Source organism: Kitasatospora sp. NPDC088264, assembly GCF_040685715.1.
Lineage (GTDB): Bacteria > Actinomycetota > Actinomycetes > Streptomycetales > Streptomycetaceae > Kitasatospora.
Genome location: NZ_JBFBIR010000003.1, coordinates 57,305 through 74,679, shown reverse-complemented (window position 1 = coordinate 74,679; position 17,375 = coordinate 57,305). Strand labels below are relative to the sequence as shown.

The window sequence follows — 17,375 nt, the reverse complement described above, 5'->3', positions numbered from 1 at the left end:
CCTACCGGCTCCTACCTACTGCCCTACCCCCCTCTCCGCCTGCCTGTTCAAGGAGAACGGAATGGACCCGAACCTCGCCGCCGCCCTTGCCGAGGACGACGACGCCGAGGACGCCGGCATGCACGCCGACGACCGTCGCACCTGCTGGACCCATCAGTACTGGGCCGAGGACTGCGCTGACGACCGGATGCACACCCACCCCCGCGCTCTGTCCTGACCGCCCAGCACGAAGCCCCACAGCAACCGTCGACCTTGCCGGGTGACAGCGGTTGCTGCGGGGCCAATCCGATCCCCTCTCAGAGACCAGAGGACTCCAGCATGCCTGGAAACACCACCTTCCCGCAGCCCCGCTGCGAGGCCGCCCACGTCGACGACGCCAGCCCCTGCGAGGGCCCGTGCGACGCCGTGACCGTCCTCGACCGCCACAGCGACTCCGCCGAGGCCTGCGTGCACCACGGAGCCCGCCTGTACGCCAGCCTCATCGGCCCCCACGTCCTCCCCGGCAGCGTCCCCGACGCTGCCATCGAGGTCCGCCACCGCGCCCAGACCACCCCCGCGTTCGCCTGGCTCGACCGCCACCAGGTGCCCAACGGGGAGGAGCGGTGAGCGAGTACGCCCCGAACGTGATCCCGTTCCGGCCGGAGCCCTCCGAGGTGAAGGCTGCCGAGCAGGCCGTCATCGGCGCCGCCCTGCTCGACCCCGTCCAGGTCCCCGTGCTCGCCGCCCAGCTCGGCGACCCCGGCGCCTTCTACCACCCCGCGCACGAGACGATCTGGCGCGCCATCACCCGCATGGCCGGCGGGGACCGGCCGGTGGACCCGATGCTGCTGGCCGAAGTCCTGCGCGCCCAGGGCGACTTGGTCCGCGTCGGCGGCCCCGGCTACCTGCACGCCTGCATCGAAGCCACTCCCACCTCCGCCAACGGCGAGTACTACGCCGAGATCGTGCGCGTGGCCGCCGAACGGCGCCGCATCAACACCGCCACCAGCCGCCTGGCCCACATGGCCGGCGACGACCAGACCGACCTGGAGGCCGTCCGCACCGCCGCGTTGTCCGCCCTCGCGGACCTCGCGTCGGGCGAGACCTGGCTCGACCCCGTTCCCCTCGGCTCCCATGGCGCGCTCCCGGGCTTCCCTGTGCACGCGCTCCCGAAGTGGGTCGGCGCGTACGTGGAGGCAGTCGCCGAGTTCACGCAGACCCCGCCCGACATGGCCGCTACCATGGCCCTGGCCGCGCTGTCGACCGCCGCCGGCGGGCGGGTGAACGTGGAGATCCGGCCCGGCTGGCGTGAGCAGTCGAACCTCTACCTGGTGTGCGCGATGCCGCCCGCCAGCCGGAAGTCCGATGTCTTCGCGTTCATGACCGCACCGGTCTACCGGATCGAGGACGAGCTCCGGGCCGAGGCCCGCGCCCGGATCATCGAGGCCGAGACCGCCAAGGAGGCCGCGCTCGCCGAGGTCGAGGCGCTCATGGCGAAGGCCCGCAAGAACCCGGACCTCGATCGCGCCCACCTGGTCGCCGAGATCTCCGCCGCCCGGATGCTGGCGGACGAGATCGCCGTCCCCCCGAGCCCGCGGCTGACCCTGTCCGGGGACATCACCCCCGAGACCGTCACCCACCAGCTCGGCGTGCACCGCTGCCTGGCCGCGCTCTCGCCGGAGGGCGACCTGTTCGACAGCATCGTGGGCCGCTACAGCAGCAAGCCCAACCTCGGGGTGTTCCTCCAGGCGCACAAGGGCGAGCGACTCCAGGCCGACCGGATCACCCGCGAACAGCCGACCGTCGACAAGCCCGCGCTCACCATCGGTGTGACGCCGCAGCCCACCGTCCTCCAGGAGCTGGGCGCCGCTCCCGGGGCCCGGGACCGGGGGCTGCTGGCCCGGTTCCTCTACTCCCTCCCGCCGTCCAACCTCGGCTACCGCAAGATCCGTACGACCCCGGTGCCCGACGCCGTCGCCGCCGCCTACGACGGCCGCCTCTCCACGCTCCTGCGGGCCCTCACCGGCCTCGACGAGCCGGTCACTGTGAAGCTGACCGAGGCCGCCGACCTGGCCGTGGAGAAGCTGCAGGAGAAGTTCGAGGTCCAGCTCCGGCCGGACGAGCCACTCGCCCACATCAAGGACTGGGCGGGCAAACTCGTCGGCCACATCGCCCGGATCGCGGTCCTGCTCCACCTCGCCGACCATGGCGCCGGCGACTGGCGCGCGCCCGTCGAGGCCGCCTTCGTCGAGCGCGCCGCCGAGATCGCGGAGTACTACACCGCCCACACCCTCGCCGTCTTCGACCTAATCGCCGCCGACCCCGCCACCGAGGACGCCCACCTGCTCCTCCAGTGGCTCCAGCGGCCGAAGAAGGACGGCACCCACCGCACCCACATCAAGGCCCACGACGCCGTCGCCAGCAGCCGCCGCTTCAAGAAGGTCGCCGACGTCGAGCCCGCGCTGCAGCTGCTCGAACAGCACGGCTGGCTCCGCGCCGACCAGCCTCCGACAGCCGGCCAGCGAGGCCGCCCGCAGGCCGTCACCTACCGCGTCCGCCCGGCCGCGAGCAGCTTGTCCTCCGACGAGTGCTCTTGACCGATTGCCAAGAGATCTTGACCGCCCTGCCCTCAGCGGCATCGCCCCGGTGGTGGATGATCGGGGTGTGCTGGTGCGTACCGAGTTGCTGCCGCTGGGCCCGTCGGAGTTGCCGATGGTTCGGGTCCACACGCCCATCGGCAGCGCCATGGCGGTGTGGCGGGGCAGCCCGGACGACGCGGTTGGCCAGCACCACATCGAATGGACCGTCGACGTGGACCTCCTCTGGGGTCACAACACGCGGGCGGCCGCACTCGCCGAACCGGGAGTGCGCGAGGAGGCCGACCAGGTCGTCCTGCGAGGACGGCTCCAGCTCGCCGAAGACGGCGCCGCTGTCCTTGAGTTGGGTGACTCGCTGGTGCTGTTCGAGGTCGGCTCACCGCCACCGCCCGCCAGCAGCGTCTGGGTGGAGATCGGCGTCGAAGCGGACAAGGTGGAGCTGTACCCCTACCTGCCCTGACCGGTCAGAATCACCCGCCAGAGGACACAGCCCCACGGAAACGATCACGTGACCGTCAGGGGTGTCAGGGCAAAGCCCTGACCAGCCACAACGCCGCCGGACGCCCTGTCAGGGAACGTCAGGGCTGTCAGGGATAACCGAGATCCCCTGACAGCCCTGACAACCCCTGACGCGTCGGCAGGCGCCATCTCCGCAGGTCAGTGAGTTCCCCTGACTCCCCTGACGCTCGCCGCCCTCCGCGTCCGTCGGCGAGAGGGCCCGCACGGCTTCGCGACCTTCACTCACACCCCAGCAGGAGATTTCGCCATGCCCAAGCGCGAACTGCTCAAGCTCCCCGTCGTGCTCGCCGAACTCGGCATGTCCCGCGCCGCCTTCTACCGCCTGCGCGCCCGGGGCAAGGCCCCGCGCCTCATCAAGCTCCCCAACGGCCAGGTCCGGATCGACCGGGCCGACCTGAACGCGTGGCTCGACGCCTGCGAGGTCGCCGCCTGATGCCCGCCGCCATCCCCCAGTTCCCCGGCGCGGGCCCGCGCCGGGCCGCCTGACCGGAGAGGCCCCATGTCCTACTGCGACGACTGCGCGTCCGAGTACTGCACCGGCCACGAGTGGTGCGAGGAGTGCGGCGAAGAGATCTGCAACGAGTGCGGCGGCTGCGACTGCGACGACTCGTACTGCCCCGGCTACGTCGTCCACCAGACCGGCCAGCCGGACTGACGCCTGCCCGTGCCGCCCGTACGGCGGTTGCCCGATCCACCCACCCTCGCGGGTGGGTGGTGAGGGGAGCTGGACCGTCCAGCCCACCGGCACAAGGAGACACCACCGGTGTTCACAACCCGCCACACGACCTCCCAGCACATCGGGAGCCGCAACCACCAGGCCGACGCCACCGCCCACCACCACGACCCCAACACCGGACACCGGGCGTGGGTCCTGCTCGACGGCATCGGCGACCGCGTCCACACCGCCGCCTGGGTCCGCACCGCCGCCCCCGCGCTCGCCCAGAGGGCGGCCCGCCTCGGCGACCCCCGCGCCGCAATCCAGCAGATCCGGCCCGTCCTCCACGCCGAACGAGCCACCCTGGACTACCCGACCGACTGGCCGCCGGACGCCGCCGCAATCGTCGCCGTCCTCGACCCCCTCGGCGCCCTGCACCTCGCCTGGGCCGGAGACTGCCGCGCCTACCTCGCTGAGAACGGCCGCGCCCGCCTCCTCACCACCGACCACAACGAGGCCACCCGGCAGCGCCGTGAGGGACGCGAACCCGAGCCCGACGCGCACGACCACCTGACGTCGTCACTGTGCTTCCTCACCGGCGTCGTCGAGGCCGGTGGCGTGCACTTCTCGCCCTACGCTCGCCCCCGGCGGCTGGTGCTCGCTTCGGACGGCGCCTACCTGCCGCACGAGAACGCCGACGCCCTGCCCTCGCCCAGCGCGGACGGCTCCCACCGGCACCGCAGCGGGCCCGACCTTCCGGCTCCCGTCCTCACCGGGGCACCCGCAATCGTCGCCCGGCGCCTCACCGACCTCGCCGTGGAGGCCGACCCCGCCGGAGCCGACAACGCCACCGTCGTGGTCGTCGATCTCCACTTCAACGGCTGATCCGGAGAGGCACCGCATGACCAACGACCTTGGGGCGGCCGCCTGATGGCCACCTCCTACAAGGTGAAGTTCTGGGACCACCGGCACCGCCCGGACCGCCGGGCGCCCTGGATGGTCCGCTGGACCGTCGCCGGAAAGGAGTTCTCCGAGTCCTTCCTGACCAAGACCGCCGCCGACGGCCGGAAGTCCGAGCTGATCTCCGCCCTCCGCGACGGGCAGCCGTTCGACGTCGACCGGGGCCTGCCGCTCTCCGAGCTGCGCAAGGAGAAGCAGATCACCTGGTACGAGCTCGGCCGGCGATACGTCGAGGCCCGGTGGGAAGGGGCTCCGGCCAAGACCCGTACGACATGGGCGGACGCCCTCGCCACCGTCACCTTCGAGTTGGTGAAGTCGAAGGCTGGGATGCCGGACAAGCGGCTTGTCCGACGGGCGCTCTACAGCTGGGCGTTCAACGTCAACGCGTGGGCGGAGGAGCCGCCGGCGGAGTGGGCCAAGGCGTTGGCGTGGGTGCAGAAGCAGTCCGTGGCGGTCTCCGCCTTCGAGGAGCCGCCGATGGTGCGCCGGTTGCTGAACGCCCTCGCGGTGAAGCTCGACGGCAAGAAGGCGGCCCCGTCCGTCATCCTGCGCAAGCGCCGCATCCTGGGACACCTCTTCGGCTACGCCGTGGAGGAGGGCTTCCTGGCCGCCAACCCCCTTCCGACCGTCCAGTGGCAGCCGCCGGAGGCCGAGGAGGAGGTTGACCCCGGTGTGGTGGTCAACGAGGACCAGGCCGCCGCGCTCATCGCGGCGGCCGGACGGCAGGGGAAGCGCGGGGCCCACCTCCGGGCCTTCTTCGCTTGCCTCTACTACGGGTGGCTTCGGCCCGCCGAAGCCGTGTTCCTCACGCTCGCGCGCTGCCACCTCCCGGTCGAGGGGTGGGGGTACGTGGTGCTGGACGAGACGCGGCCGCGGGTCGGGTCGTCATGGACGGACGACGGGACGTCGCACGACAAGCGCGGGTTGAAGCACCGGGCCGAGAAGGCGACCCGCCGCGTGCCGATCCCGCCCGAGCTGGTGGCGATCCTGCGGGAGCACGTCGCCGCCTTCGGCGCCGCGCCGGACGGGCGGCTGTTCCGGACCTCCCGGGGCGGGATGGTGCAGGAGAGCGGGTACGGGGTCGTCTGGCAGCGGGCCCGTACGGAGGTGCTGTCGCCGGCCGACTGCGCGACGAAGCTCGGCAAGCGGCCGTACGACCTGCGGCACGCCGGGATCTCGCTCGGGTTGAACTCCGGGGTCGACCCGACGGAGGTCGCCCGGCGGGCGGGGCACAGTGTGGCCGTCCTGCTGCGGGTCTACGCGAAGTGTCTGCACGGCACCGTCGAGTACGCGAACGAGCTGATCTCGAAGCGGCTTAACCGCAACCGTCCGGCGCCGCCGACCCCGGATTCTGGTCCGTAGCTGGTCCGGATGCCCTGGTCAGGGCCGGGATTCAGGCGGAACCAGGTGAGACAAACCACCCATAACGAGCACCCGATCTAGCTGAGTGTTCGAGTACAGCGAAAGAGCCCCTGATCAGCGTTTCCGCTGATCAGGGGCTCTTTCGTATCCCTGTGGCTGGTGCAGGGTTCGAACCTGCGTAGCTTACGCGGCAGATTTACAGTCTGCTCCCTTTGGCCGCTCGGGCAACCAGCCAGGATCTTGTCCCCCGGGGCGTCCGCCCCGTTCGACGTCGTAAACAATACCTGATGCCAGGGGGTGCTCCGCCACTCGATAGGTCACGTGATGATCAAGGGCCACGGCGTGGCTGTCGGGGGCGGGGGCGGGGTACCGCTGGATAGGCTGGGGAGGCGGACGCCCGGTGGGGCAGGCCGTGCCAGTGAAGCCAGAACATCAAGGAGACCAACACCCATGGCCGACTCCAGTTTCGACATCGTCTCGAAGGTCGAGTGGCAGGAGGTCGACAACGCGATCAACCAGACCTCCCGTGAGATCGCCACCCGTTTCGACTTCAAGGGCGTCGGCGGCGAGATCAGCCGCTCCGGCGAGAAGATCGAGATGAAGGCCAACGGCGAGGAGCGCGTGAAGGCCATCCTGGACGTCCTACAGGGCAAGTTCATCAAGCGCGGACTGTCGCTCAAGGCCCTGGACGCCGGCGAGCCGCAGCTGTCCGGCAAGGAGTACAAGATCTTCGCGGACATCAAGGAGGGCATCTCCACGGAGGATGCCAAGAAGGTCGCGAAGATCATCCGCGACGAGGGCCCGAAGGGCGTCAAGGCGCAGGTCCAGGGCGACGAGCTGCGGGTCAGCTCGAAGAGCCGCGACGACCTGCAGACCGTACAGGCACTGCTCAAGGGCAAGGACCTGGACTTCGCGATCCAGTACGTGAACTACCGCTGACCCCCGGAGGGTTGTGCGGCAGGGCCCCGCTCCCGGGAGCTTGAGCTCCAGGGGGCGGGGCCTTTCGCGTGGGTGGGGTCAGCCGGCGGCGGGGCGGGGGTGGGTGGCCGTGGCGAGGGCTTGGGCCTGGGCGCGCAGGGTGGCGAGCTGGTCCAGCAGGGTGGCCGGGCCGGAGGTCTTGGACAGGGTCGGGGCGGTCACCGCCGGGGCGGCCGGGAGCTGGGCGATCAGGCTCTGCAGGGTGGCCTGCAGGGTGGCGACGAGCTGTTGGACGGCCGCGGGGTCGGGGGTGGTGGACGTGGCCTCCGAGAGCAGGCCGGCGATCTGGTTGATGACGTCGCCGAGAGCCCCGAGGGCCGCACTCGGGTCCGGGGTCGCGGGCAGGGCCGGGACGGCGGGCGGGGCCGGGGCGGCGGGCACCGGAACGGTCGGCAGGGCCAGGTCCGGGGGCAGGAGCGGGGCGGCAACCACCAGGTCGGCGGGCGCCGGGATGGCGGCGGGGTTCGGGGCGGAGGCGAGGGTGGTGCGCGGGGCCTCGGCTTGGCGGTCGGCGGCGGTGGCGAACGCCGTGGTGACCACGGTCAGCGCGAGGGCCGCGATCAGCGCGGCGACCATCCGGGTGGCACGCATGGGTGCTGCTCCCTCTCAAGTGCGAGTCAGGCGGGATCGCCTGCTTCACACGGTGGGGCAGCACTCCTGACGCAGCCACCGCAGCTACGCCGAACGACGCGCGACGGCCGGCCGACGATGAGCCATCCGGCGATGGGCCGCCCGACGGCGAGTCATCCGACGGCATCTCAGTCGTCGGCATCTCAGTCGTCGACGGGTCAGTCGGCGGCGGGTCAGTCGGCGGCTGCCCAGCCGCTGGTGCCGCGGTGGGCGGACAGGCCGACGGACTCGAACTCGTCCACCCGGCCGGCCTCGGTGCGGGCGCCGATCCGCCGCAGGGCGCGGGAGATCGGGGAGCCCTCGGGCGGGAAGGGTTCGAACTCTCCCTTGGTGAGCGGTCCGAGGACGATCCGGCCGTCCTCCCAGACGGCGGCGCGCTGGGTGCCGCTGCCGCCGAAGTACTCGGCCTCGACGCAGGCGATCGGGCCGGCCTTGGACCAGGCGGCCAGCCGGAGTTCGAAGCCGCCCGGGTGCCAGCCGAAGCCGGCCCCCTCGGCGGGCTTCGTCGAGCCGTCGTCGGTCTGGAGGGCGGAGAGCACCGCGGGGGTGACCGGTATCAGGGCCAGACCCTGCGCCAGTGGCACCACCCGGGCCGTCGAGGTTTCCGCCGCGGCCACCGCCAACAGCTCGAATGTTCCTATCAGGGCCTGGAGTTCATAGGACATGCCGGTCATCGTGTCCCACCGCACCGACAGTCGGCGCGGAGTTTATGATTCCGTGCCCGGCTGGAGTCCGTAGAGCAGGGTGAAGACCGTCACGTCCACCGCGTCCTCGGCCGTGCTGGGCGCTTCCTCGTTCAGCTCGTCGATGACTGCGGCGAGTTGGGTCCGCAGCCGGATCAGCCGGTCCGGGCTGAGCCGCAGCGTCGAGTGCACGAACAGTCCGGGCGGCCCGACCGATCCGTCCCGGGGCGAGCTGAAGTCCAGCCGCCCGCCGAGGACCTGGGCGCGGAAGTCGCCGCGGACCCGGTCCATGGCGGCCAGGATGGCGTCGTACGCCTCGGAGCGGCCCGGGGAGTCCGCGGTGAACATCTCCGGGGCGAGCCGGATCGACTCCTGGGCGGCGGCGTAGCGGCTCTCGACGATCCCGGAGACCAGCCGGGTGCCGGCCACGATGACCAGCCCCGCCTTCTCCAACTGCTTGATGTGGCGGTAGAGCTTGGTCTGCGGTTCGCCGAGCGCGGCGGCGATCTCCTTGGCGGTGAGCGGGCGCTCCTCGCCGGACTTCAGGGCGCCGAGGATGGCCAGCCGCAGCGGGTCGGCCAGCGCCTTGAGCACGGCGACGTCGGCCACCTGGCGTTCCTTGACCCAGGTGGTGGGTTGCTCGCCGCCGTCGGCGGGTTCCAGATCGTGCTCGGCCACGGGCACCACCTTGGCAGATCGGCCGCGCCGCACGCAATCACGCTCTGGTGAGCGCTCACCCTTGCGCAACCAATCATGCTTCCGACATCATTCACGACAACGTGAATGATGTCGGAAGCGCGAACAGCGGGGTGGGCCATGGCGGGGAACAGAACGGCGGCTGACGAGTCGAGGACGGCAGCGGGGGCAGGAGAGGCGGCAGCGGGGGCAGGGGAGACGGCAGCGAAGGCCGCGACGGCCACGCCGCCCGTCCCGCTGCGACGGAACTTCCGCTTCCAGGCGCTCTGGGCCGGCCAGGCCGCCGCGACGCTCGGCATGCGGGTCGGCGACACCGCCTTCCCGCTGCTGGTCCTCGCGCTCACCGGTTCCTCCACCGCCGCCGGGGCCTTCGGGGCCGTACAGATGATCACGACCCTGCTGCTGGGCGTCCACGGCGGCGTGGTCGCCGACCGCCTCGACCGCCGCCGGGTGCTGATCGCCTCCGACGCCGCCCGGCTGCTCGTCACGGCGACCGTCCCGGTGGCCATGGCCTTCGACCGGCTGACCCTGGCCCACCTGCTGCTCGTCGCCGCCGCCGTAGGGGCGACCATCGCGTACAGCGGCCCGATCCGGCTGCTGGCGCTGCGCTCGGTGGTGGCGCCGGAGCAGCTGCCGCAGGCACTCGCCCAGGACGAGGCCCGGATGACCGGGGCCTCGCTGGCCGGTCCGCCGCTGGCCGGCTTCCTGTACGGGCTCGGCAGCGCGGTGCCGTTCCTCGGCACCGCGCTCGCCTCCCTGCTCGCGCTGGTGGCCGCGCTCGTGGTGCGCTTCCCCGGCCGCCCCGCCGACGCACAGCCGAGCGGCGAAACCGCCACACAGCCGAACCGCGAACCGGGCGGCACGGAACCGGCCCCCGAGTCCGGCGGCGCCCTGGCCGGGTTCCGCCTGCTCGCCGCCGCCCCCCTGCTGCGCTCCGCCCTGGCCGTCCTGCTGGTGGTCAACTTCGCCGGGACGGCCCTGATGCTGCCGGTGATGGTGCTGCTGCGGGACGGGGGCACGAGCAGCGCCGGGATCGGCCTGGCGCTGGCCGGCGAGGCGGTGGGGGCGCTGGCCGGAGCGGTCCTGGTGTCCCGGCTGCACCGGTTGGCCGGGCCGGGCGTCCTGCTGCTGGTGGTGGCCTGGACCGCCGTGCCGGTGACGCTGGCGCCGCTGCTGCCGGGCGGGGTGGCCACCGTGTTCGCCGCGCTGTTCGTGGTGGGGATCGGCGTTCCGGCCCTGCGGGTGATGCTGGACCTGCTGGTGTTCCAGCAGGTGCCGGACGAGCTCCGCGGCCGGGTGATCGCGGCGACCATGACGCTGCTGACCGCGGGCATGCCGGCCGGGACGCTCGGCAGCGGCCTGCTGCTGGACCACCTCTCCCCCGCCGTCGCGCTGGCCGCGATCAGCGTCCTGCTCGCGGCCGCCCTGCTGCCCGCGACCGCGAGCCGTACGCTGCGCCGCGCCGCCTGGCCGGCGCCGCAGGATCCGGCGGCCCGCCCCTGACAGTCGCTCACCCGCGCGGGTGCACGCCGCATGCGGCGGCCTCGGCAACCGGGTGAACTGGCCGGGTACGGCCCGCCCCGGGGCCCCTCCCGGGCGGCGTCCGCGCCCGCGGCGCCGCGCGCCCGGACGTCGCGCAGCCGGCCGGGGCCGTACCGGAGGAGGACAGATGGGTTCCACGGACGCGCCCTCGCCCGGCCGGGGCGGCCCCGGCGAGGCCGCCGCCCCCGACGGTCCCAGCAGGTCCGGTGACCCGAGCAGCCCCGGTGACCAGGGCGACCCCGGCGGCCGGGGAGGCCCCGGTGACCGGAGGAGCCCCGACGGCCCGAGGAGCCCCGACGGCCCGAGGAGCCCCGACGGCCCGACCACCCGCGAGCGGACCGGCGCGGTGGCCGCCCGGGTGGTCACCGCACCCCGGATGTCCTGGCTGACGCTCGCCCTGATGACCACGAGTTCGGTGGCCAGTCTGCGCTCCGCCCCGACCATGGCCGTCTACGGCCTGGCCTGCGTCTTCCTCTACCTCGTCCCGGCGCTGGTGTTCCTGCTGCCGACCGCGCTGGTCTCCGCCGAGCTGGCGTCCGGCTGGGAGGGCGGCGTCTACCGCTGGGTCTCGGAGGGCCTGTCAAAGCCGCTGGGCTTCCTCGCCGTCTGGTGCCAGTTCGCGATGACGATCTTCTACTACCCGTCGCTGCTGGCGTACGTGGCATCGACGATCGCGTACGTGGTGAACCCGAGGCTGGCCAGCAACGGCCCGTACACCGCCGTGGTGATCATGGTGCTGTACTGGACCGGCGTCTGGGTCTCCTCGCGCGGGACGAAGGCCGTGGCCGGCCTGTCCTCGATGGGCCTGGTGATCGGCACGCTGATCCCCGGCACACTGCTGGTGGTGCTCGGCTTCGTCTTCCTCGGCCAGGGCAACGGCTCCGCCGCGCCGATGGACTCCGCGCACCTGCTGCCGCAGTGGACCGGCCTGGCCAGCCTGGTGCTGATCGTCAACAACTTCCTCAGCTACTCCGGCATGGAGATGAACGCGGTGCACGTCTCCTCGCTGCGCAATCCGGCGCGGGAGTTCCCGCGCTCGATGTTCACCGCGTCGGCGATGGTGCTGCTGATCTTCATCCTGCCAGCGCTGGCGATCAGTTGGGTGGTGCCGTCCAGCGAGCTGAGCCTGACGGCCGGCGTGATGCAGGCCTTCGACGCCTTCTTCCAGTACTTCGACATCGGCTGGCTCACCCCGGTGATCGCGGTGGCGCTGATCGCGGCCTCGCTCGGCGGCATGCTGACCTGGCTGGCCGGGCCGTCCAAGGGCCTGTTGATGATCTCCCGGCAGGAGGGCTACCTGCCGCCGTTCCTGCAGAGGCTGAACCGGGAGGGCGTCCAGCAGAACCTGCTGGTCGCCCAGGGCGTGGTCACCACGGCGATCGCCCTGCTGTACGCGCTGATCCCGAACGTCTCCAGCGCGTACTGGATCTTCTCGGTGATCACCACGCAGGTGTACCTGATCGTCTACCTGCTGATGTTCACCGCCGCGATCCGGCTGCGGCGCACCCGGCCGGACCACCCGCGCGGCTACCGGGCCCCGGCGCTGGTACCGATCTGCGTGGTCGGGCTGCTCGCCTCGGCGTGCGCGATGGCGATCGGCTTCGTACCGTCGTCCCAGTTCGGCAGCGGCAGCGTCTGGACGTACATCGGGATCGTCGGCGGCGGCCTGTTGGTCCTCGGCCTGCTGGTCCCGTACCTGTTCCTACGGCTGCGCAAGCCCGGCTGGCGCTCCCCGGAGGCGGCGGCGGAGCTGGCCGCGCAGGAGTCGGCCGAGCTGCGCGGCGCCGCGGGCGGTGCGGCATGACCACCAGCCTGATGGCCTCCCGGCACCGCTGGATCTATCTCGGGGCGATCGGGCTGCTGGTCGCGATGCTGATCACCGGCCTGCTCTCGTTCACCCAACTGCACGCCACCGACCAGGCCGACCGCAAGGCCGGGCAGCTCGCCCGGGCGCTGGGTTCGGCCGGCTATCCGGTGCCCGCGCGGGACCAGATCGTGCACACCCTGGGCGAGGACGGCGGCGCCGTCTGCGCGAACCCGTCGAACGCCCTGACCCAGGCGCAGTGGACGTCCGGCATGTCCAACGGCGCCGACGGGCCGGGCCAACGGCCGGTGCTGTCCGACCGCGACGCGGTGCGGGCCGAGGCGATCGTGCTCTCGGTGTACTGCCCGGGCAGGCTCGCCGAGATCCAGGACAAGATCGACGACCTCAACTTGCAGGACACCGTCCGCAAGTAGCCCGCCCGGCCTTCGAGGAGGACCCGACCGTGCCTCGACCCTTCACCACCGAGGACTACACCGCCCGGACGGCCCGGGCCGCCGCCGAAGCGACCGCCGCCGGACTGTCCGGCCTGGTCGTCGCCCCCGGCCCCGACCTGGTCTACCTGTGCGGCTACCAGCCCACCGCGATCACCGAGCGGCTCACCGCCCTGGTGATCACCGCCGGACGCGCACCCGCGCTGATCGTCCCCAGGTTGGAGCGCCCGGACGCCAAGAGGGCGGCCGGCGCCCCGGCCCTGCGGCTGCTCGACTGGACCGACGGCGAAGACCCGTACGCCACCGTCCGCCCGCTGCTCGACCCGGCCGGGCGGTACGGCATCTCCGACAACGCCTGGGCGATGCACCTGCTCGGCCTCCAGGCCGCGCTGCCCGGCACCGGCTTCACCTCGCTCACCGAGACCCTGCCGATGCTGCGCGCGGTCAAGGGCACCGAGGAGCTGGAGCGGCTGGCCGCGGCCGGCGGCGCCGCGGACGCCGCCTACCGGGGCATCCTGGAGGTCGAGTTCGCCGGCCGCCGGGAGACCGACGTCGCCGCCGACCTCGGCGCACTGCTCATCAAGTACGGGCACAGCCAGGTCGACTTCACCGTGGTCGGCTCCGGCCCGAACGGCGCCGACCCGCACCACGAGGCCGGCGACCGGGTGATCCGGCCCGGCGACACCGTGGTGCTGGACTTCGGCGGGCTCAAGGACGGCTACGGCTCCGACACCACCCGCACCGTGCACGTCGGCACCGAGGTGCCGGCGGAGGTCCAGAAGGTGCACGACGTGGTCCGGCTCGCCCAGCAGACCGCGTTCGAGGCGGTCCGACCCGGGGTCAGCTGCCAGGAGATCGACCGGATCGCCCGCCGGGTGATCACCGAGGCCGGCTTCGGCGAGTACTTCATCCACCGCACCGGGCACGGCATCGGCATCACCACGCACGAACCGCCGTACCTGGTCGAGGGCGAGGAGCGGCCGCTGGTGTCCGGCATGTGCTTCTCCATCGAGCCCGGCGTCTACCTGCCCGGCCGCTTCGGGGTGCGGATCGAGGACATCGTCACCGTCACCCCCACCGGCGGCCGCCGGCTCAACAACACCCCGCACGAGCTGGGCTTCGTCTCATGACGGGGCCGTCACCCCGCTGCTCCGCCGCCAGAACGGCGGTCCGACTGTGCGACTTTCTTACGAGGCGGTCATGGTTCACCCAGAGTCCTCCAAGTTTGCGTTGGTAGTTTCGGTGAGCATGACGAAGCTGCTCAGCCCGGCCCCGCCCACCCCGGCGCGGGCCGGGCGACTGCGACCCGTGACCGCCCGCCCCCGCCGTACCGGTCTGTCGAGACTCCGGCTGCTGGCCTGGCCGGTCTACCTGACCGCGCTCGTCTGGTACCTGCGCACCCAGGGCATGGCCTTCGCCAACGACGTGGTGTTCCTGTGGCTGATCGGCGCCCTGCTGACGGCGGCCGTGCACAGCGGGCACGGCCGACGCGGCTTCCTGCTGGTACTGCGCGACTGGGTGCCGGTGATGGCCGCGGTCTGGACGTACTCGCTGCTGCGCGGCTACGGCGCGCACACCCCGTGGGCCCCGCACTGGCTGCCGCAACTGCGCGCCGACGAGGTGCTCGGCTTCGGCGAGACCTGGACCGTCCGGCTCCAGCACGCGCTGTGGACGCCCGGCTCGCCGCACTGGTACGACTACGCGGCGACCGTCATCTACCTCTCGCACTTCTTCCTGGTCTTCGTCCTGCTCGCGGTGCTCTGGCGGCGCCGGCACGAGCGGTTCCGGCAACTGCTCGCCTGCTACCTGCGGCTCACCTTCGCCGGCTTCGCCACGTACCTGCTCTACCCGGCCGACCCGCCGTGGCTGGTCGCCCAGGAGGGCCACCTGCCGGGGCTCACCCGGGTCGTATGGGACGTGATCTCCACGAGCGGGCTGCCGCAGGCCAACTCGCTGGTCGAGAACGGCAGCCAGTTCGCCAACGACGTCGCCGCGATGCCCTCGCTGCACTCCGCCTACCCGGCGATGCTGCTGTTCTTCTTCTGGCCGACGGCCCGCCCCTGGCTGCGGGCGCTGCTGGTCGCCTATCCGCTCGCGATGGCGTTCACCCTGGTGTACGGCGCCGAGCACTTCATCGTGGACATCTTCGCGGGCTGGGCGTACGCGGCGCTGGTGGTGTTCGGCCTCCGCTGGCTACGGAACCGGCGTACCCGGCTCATCAGGGAACGGGCAGACTTGGCCGGGTGCCGAACCAGCCCCTCCCTCCCGTGAAGCCCACCGCCGAACAGCTCCAGGCGGCCAAGGACACCACCATCCCGGACGTCACCGGGCCCGGACTGCGGGTGCTGTTCTGCGGCATCAACCCGGGCCTGTGGTCCGGCGCCACCGGGCACCACTTCGCCCGCCCCGGAAACCGCTTCTGGCCCGCCCTGCACCGCTCCGGCTTCACCACCCGCCAGTTCCGCCCGGACGAGCAGGGCGAACTGCCCGCGCTCGGCCTGGGCATCACCAACGTCGCCCCGCGCACCACCGCCAAGGCCGACGAACTGACCGCCGAGGAACTGCGCGAGGGCGGCGCCGCGCTCACCGAACGCGTGCTGCGGCTGCGCCCGCGCGTCCTGGCCGTGCTCGGCATCGGCGCCTACCGGACGGCCTTCGGGCAGCGGCGGGCCGCGATCGGCCGCCAGCCGGAGGGCATCGGCGACACCGAGGTGTGGGTGCTGCCCAACCCGAGCGGGCTCAACGCGCACTACACGCTGGACGGGCTGGCCGCCGAGTTCCGCCGGCTCCGGGACGCGCTGGACGGCTGACGGCTGAGGCTGGGGGCCGCCGGATCCGGTGGCGCGACCCGGTCACTCCGGCAGCACGGCCAGCTCCAGGGCGGCCAGCCGCTCCGGGTCGGCGACCACCTCGTAGCCGGCCACCAGGCCGTCCGCCACCGCCACCCGCAGCACCAGCAGCAACCGCCCGCCCGGGGCGATCACGATCCCCGGCACCCCGTCCACCAGCGCCACCGCGCCGAACCGGGCCCGCCGGCCGAACACCGTCGTCTCCCGGGCCACCGTCTCCGCGCCCCGGGCCACCGGGGAACGCCCGGCCGGCAGCGCGGCCGGATCGGCCCGGCGCACCACGTCCGGCGCCAGCACCGCCAGCAGCGCGGCCAGGTCCCCGCCCCGGGCGGCGGACAGGAACGCCTCCACCACCCGCCGGTGCCCGGCCAGCCGCTCCGGCGGCAGCACGGCCGCCCCGCGCACCCGCTGCCGGGCCCGGCTGGCCAGCTTCTTGGCGGCCACCGGGGTCCGGCCGACGATCGGCGCGATCTGCTCGAACGGCACCGCGAAACCGTCGTGCAGCACGAAGGCGACCCGCTCGGCCGGCCCCAGCCGGTCCAGCACCACCAGCAGCGCCCGGCCCACCGAGTCGACCAGCAGCGCCTCCCGCTCCGGGTCCGCGCCCTCGGCCCCCGCCCCGGCCGCCGGGTCCGGCAGACCGGCCGGCAACGCGTCACCGGTCGGCTCCTCGCGGCGCACCGCGCGGGCCCGCAGCACGTCCAGGCAGATCCGCGACACCACCGTGGTCAGCCAGCCCGACAGGTTGTCCACCTCGTCCGGGCCGGCCCGGTCCAGCCGCAGCCACGCCTCCTGGACGGCCTCCTCCGCCTCGCCCGTCGACCCGAGCATCCGCTGGGCGACCGCCCGCAGCCTCCCCCGCTCGGCCTCGAACCGCGCCGCCAGCACCTCGTCCCGGTCCATCGGTCACCTTTCCTCGGCCCCGCCCGTCACACCGATGACGATCCACCCACCACCGAAGTGACGGGAGAACGCTGTGACCACCACCACCCTGCTGCACCTGGACTCCAGCATCAGCCTCGGCGACTCGGTCAGCCGCGCGCTGACCGCCCGGTTCGCCGCCGCCTGGCGCGCCCGGCACGGCTCCGCCGGCCGGTACGTCTACCGGGACCTCGCCGCCGAGCCGGTCGCCACGATCGGCGCCGGGTACGCCATGCTCGGCCGCCGCGTCGAACGCAAGGGGACCATCCCGGCCTCCGACATCGCCGCCCTCGCCGAAGGCCCGGACGAGGAACACGAGTGGTCCCTCACCCACCCGCTGGTCGACCGGCTGCTCGCCGCCGACACCGTGCTGCTCGGCGTGCCGATGTACAACCTCACCGTCCCGGCCGTGTTCAAGGCCTGGATCGACCGGATCAGCTTCCCCGGCGTCTACACCGACCCGGCCACCGGCGAGAGCCTGCTGCGCCGCACCCGGGTCGTCGTCGCGGCCGCCCGCGGCGGCGGCTACGGCCCCGGCACCCCGCGTGAGGCCTTCGACTTCCAGACCCCGTACCTGCGGGCCTACTTCGCCAGGCTCGGCGTCCCGGCCGAGCACCTGCACATCGTCCCGGCCGAACTCACCCGCGCCGACGACATCCCCGCCCTGGCCGGGCTGCAGCCGATCGCCGCGAAGTCCCTGGCCGACGCCGAGGCCGCCCTGGACGCGCTCGCCACTGCCTGATCTGCC

20 protein-coding genes and 1 tRNA gene are annotated in these 17,375 nt (G+C 72.8%); 16 read left to right on the top strand and 5 right to left on the bottom strand.

Going from position 1 to position 17,375, the window contains the following annotated elements:
- The first annotated feature begins 61 nt into the window (after positions 1 to 61).
- The 8 genes from AB0O82_RS03910 (at position 62) to AB0O82_RS03875 (ending at position 6,072) form a co-directional block, all read left to right on the top strand.
- Complete coding sequence (locus AB0O82_RS03910) at positions 62 to 217, top strand: hypothetical protein (protein ID WP_363580006.1); 156 nt, start codon at positions 62 to 64, stop codon at positions 215 to 217.
- Positions 218 to 318: 101 nt separating this feature from the next.
- The gene (locus AB0O82_RS03905) at positions 319 to 606 is read left to right on the top strand and encodes a hypothetical protein (RefSeq protein WP_363580004.1); all 288 of its coding nucleotides are present in this window, start codon (positions 319 to 321) and stop codon (positions 604 to 606) included.
- On the top strand, positions 603 to 2,576 hold the full coding sequence (locus AB0O82_RS03900; RefSeq protein WP_363580002.1) for a DUF3987 domain-containing protein: 1,974 nt from the start codon (positions 603 to 605) through the stop codon (positions 2,574 to 2,576). Before AB0O82_RS03905 ends, AB0O82_RS03900 begins: the two co-directional genes overlap by 4 nt.
- Positions 2,577 to 2,643: 67 nt before the next feature.
- A complete protein-coding gene (locus tag AB0O82_RS03895) occupies positions 2,644 to 3,036 on the top strand; it encodes a hypothetical protein (protein WP_363580000.1) in 393 nt (130 codons plus the stop codon).
- Positions 3,037 to 3,342: 306 nt separating this feature from the next.
- Positions 3,343 to 3,528, top strand: a complete 186-nt coding sequence (locus tag AB0O82_RS03890; protein WP_363579998.1) for a helix-turn-helix domain-containing protein — start codon at positions 3,343 to 3,345, stop codon at positions 3,526 to 3,528.
- Between the two features lie 66 nt (positions 3,529 to 3,594).
- Entirely contained in the window at positions 3,595 to 3,750 is a 156-nt protein-coding gene (locus tag AB0O82_RS03885) for a hypothetical protein (RefSeq protein ID WP_363579996.1), read from the top strand.
- Positions 3,751 to 3,858: 108 nt separating this feature from the next.
- Positions 3,859 to 4,635 carry a mucin-2 gene (locus AB0O82_RS03880; RefSeq protein ID WP_363579994.1) on the top strand — a complete coding sequence of 259 codons (777 nt, stop codon included), beginning with the start codon at positions 3,859 to 3,861 and terminating at the stop codon, positions 4,633 to 4,635.
- Positions 4,636 to 4,680: 45 nt separating this feature from the next.
- Positions 4,681 to 6,072: a site-specific integrase gene (locus AB0O82_RS03875; RefSeq protein ID WP_363579992.1), complete on the top strand. Its 1,392-nt coding sequence runs from the start codon at positions 4,681 to 4,683 to the stop codon at positions 6,070 to 6,072.
- A gap of 153 nt (positions 6,073 to 6,225) precedes the next feature.
- Here the strand turns inward: AB0O82_RS03875 and AB0O82_RS03870 are convergent.
- Positions 6,226 to 6,306, bottom strand: a tRNA-Tyr gene (locus AB0O82_RS03870).
- Between the two features lie 216 nt (positions 6,307 to 6,522).
- Between AB0O82_RS03870 and AB0O82_RS03865 the strand changes: the two genes are divergently transcribed.
- Positions 6,523 to 7,011, top strand: coding sequence for a YajQ family cyclic di-GMP-binding protein (locus tag AB0O82_RS03865; RefSeq protein ID WP_063348915.1), 489 nt, complete (start codon positions 6,523 to 6,525; stop codon positions 7,009 to 7,011).
- Between the two features lie 78 nt (positions 7,012 to 7,089).
- Here AB0O82_RS03865 and AB0O82_RS03860 read toward each other — a convergent pair whose 3' ends face one another.
- The 3 genes from AB0O82_RS03860 to AB0O82_RS03850 form a co-directional block, all read right to left on the bottom strand.
- The gene (locus tag AB0O82_RS03860) at positions 7,090 to 7,641 is read right to left on the bottom strand and encodes a hypothetical protein (RefSeq protein WP_363579990.1); all 552 of its coding nucleotides are present in this window, start codon (positions 7,639 to 7,641) and stop codon (positions 7,090 to 7,092) included.
- Between the two features lie 212 nt (positions 7,642 to 7,853).
- Positions 7,854 to 8,345, bottom strand: coding sequence for a hypothetical protein (locus AB0O82_RS03855; RefSeq protein ID WP_363579988.1), 492 nt, complete (start codon positions 8,343 to 8,345; stop codon positions 7,854 to 7,856).
- 42 nt (positions 8,346 to 8,387) lie between these two features.
- Positions 8,388 to 9,041, bottom strand: coding sequence for a helix-turn-helix domain-containing protein (locus AB0O82_RS03850; RefSeq protein ID WP_363579986.1), 654 nt, complete (start codon positions 9,039 to 9,041; stop codon positions 8,388 to 8,390).
- 138 nt (positions 9,042 to 9,179) lie between these two features.
- On the opposite strand from AB0O82_RS03850, the gene AB0O82_RS03845 reads away from it, so the two are divergent.
- The 6 genes from AB0O82_RS03845 (at position 9,180) to mug (ending at position 15,667) form a co-directional block, all read left to right on the top strand.
- Positions 9,180 to 10,562: an MFS transporter gene (locus AB0O82_RS03845; protein ID WP_363579984.1), complete on the top strand. Its 1,383-nt coding sequence runs from the start codon at positions 9,180 to 9,182 to the stop codon at positions 10,560 to 10,562.
- A gap of 415 nt (positions 10,563 to 10,977) precedes the next feature.
- Positions 10,978 to 12,405, top strand: a complete 1,428-nt coding sequence (locus AB0O82_RS03840) for an APC family permease (RefSeq protein ID WP_363580291.1) — start codon at positions 10,978 to 10,980, stop codon at positions 12,403 to 12,405.
- Positions 12,402 to 12,839, top strand: a complete 438-nt coding sequence (locus tag AB0O82_RS03835) for a hypothetical protein (RefSeq protein ID WP_363579982.1) — start codon at positions 12,402 to 12,404, stop codon at positions 12,837 to 12,839. Before AB0O82_RS03840 ends, AB0O82_RS03835 begins: the two co-directional genes overlap by 4 nt.
- A gap of 29 nt (positions 12,840 to 12,868) precedes the next feature.
- The gene (locus AB0O82_RS03830; protein ID WP_363579980.1) at positions 12,869 to 13,987 is read left to right on the top strand and encodes an aminopeptidase P family protein; all 1,119 of its coding nucleotides are present in this window, start codon (positions 12,869 to 12,871) and stop codon (positions 13,985 to 13,987) included.
- Between the two features lie 118 nt (positions 13,988 to 14,105).
- A complete protein-coding gene (locus tag AB0O82_RS03825; RefSeq protein ID WP_363579978.1) occupies positions 14,106 to 15,128 on the top strand; it encodes a phosphatase PAP2 family protein in 1,023 nt (340 codons plus the stop codon).
- A complete protein-coding gene (mug, locus tag AB0O82_RS03820; protein ID WP_363579976.1) occupies positions 15,125 to 15,667 on the top strand; it encodes a G/U mismatch-specific DNA glycosylase in 543 nt (180 codons plus the stop codon). The genes AB0O82_RS03825 and mug overlap by 4 nt, the downstream gene beginning before the upstream one ends.
- 42 nt (positions 15,668 to 15,709) lie before the next feature.
- Here mug and AB0O82_RS03815 read toward each other — a convergent pair whose 3' ends face one another.
- Entirely contained in the window at positions 15,710 to 16,609 is a 900-nt protein-coding gene (locus tag AB0O82_RS03815; protein WP_363579975.1) for a sigma-70 family RNA polymerase sigma factor, read from the bottom strand.
- Positions 16,610 to 16,682: 73 nt separating this feature from the next.
- Here AB0O82_RS03815 and AB0O82_RS03810 point away from each other — a divergent pair, with 73 nt between their 5' ends.
- Positions 16,683 to 17,369, top strand: a complete 687-nt coding sequence (locus AB0O82_RS03810; protein ID WP_363579974.1) for an NAD(P)H-dependent oxidoreductase — start codon at positions 16,683 to 16,685, stop codon at positions 17,367 to 17,369.
- Positions 17,370 to 17,375: the final 6 nt, after the last annotated feature.

Bases quoted from the DNA above. Each gene is read 5' to 3' on its own strand.
- AB0O82_RS03865 (WP_063348915.1), top strand. From the start codon at position 6,523: ATGGCCGACTCCAGTTTCGACATCGTCTCGAAGGTCGAGTGGCAGGAG.
- AB0O82_RS03905 (WP_363580004.1), top strand. From the start codon at position 319: ATGCCTGGAAACACCACCTTCCCGCAGCCCCGCTGCGAGGCCGCCCAC.
- AB0O82_RS03840 (WP_363580291.1), top strand. From the start codon at position 10,978: ATGTCCTGGCTGACGCTCGCCCTGATGACCACGAGTTCGGTGGCCAGT.
- AB0O82_RS03860 (WP_363579990.1), bottom strand. From the start codon at position 7,641: ATGCGTGCCACCCGGATGGTCGCCGCGCTGATCGCGGCCCTCGCGCTG.
- AB0O82_RS03825 (WP_363579978.1), top strand. From the start codon at position 14,106: ATGACGAAGCTGCTCAGCCCGGCCCCGCCCACCCCGGCGCGGGCCGGG.
- AB0O82_RS03885 (WP_363579996.1), top strand. From the start codon at position 3,595: ATGTCCTACTGCGACGACTGCGCGTCCGAGTACTGCACCGGCCACGAG.
- AB0O82_RS03910 (WP_363580006.1), top strand. From the start codon at position 62: ATGGACCCGAACCTCGCCGCCGCCCTTGCCGAGGACGACGACGCCGAG.
- AB0O82_RS03815 (WP_363579975.1), bottom strand. From the start codon at position 16,609: ATGGACCGGGACGAGGTGCTGGCGGCGCGGTTCGAGGCCGAGCGGGGG.
- AB0O82_RS03845 (WP_363579984.1), top strand. From the start codon at position 9,180: ATGGCGGGGAACAGAACGGCGGCTGACGAGTCGAGGACGGCAGCGGGG.
- AB0O82_RS03875 (WP_363579992.1), top strand. From the start codon at position 4,681: ATGGCCACCTCCTACAAGGTGAAGTTCTGGGACCACCGGCACCGCCCG.
- AB0O82_RS03835 (WP_363579982.1), top strand. From the start codon at position 12,402: ATGACCACCAGCCTGATGGCCTCCCGGCACCGCTGGATCTATCTCGGG.
- AB0O82_RS03855 (WP_363579988.1), bottom strand. From the start codon at position 8,345: ATGTCCTATGAACTCCAGGCCCTGATAGGAACATTCGAGCTGTTGGCG.
- AB0O82_RS03890 (WP_363579998.1), top strand. From the start codon at position 3,343: ATGCCCAAGCGCGAACTGCTCAAGCTCCCCGTCGTGCTCGCCGAACTC.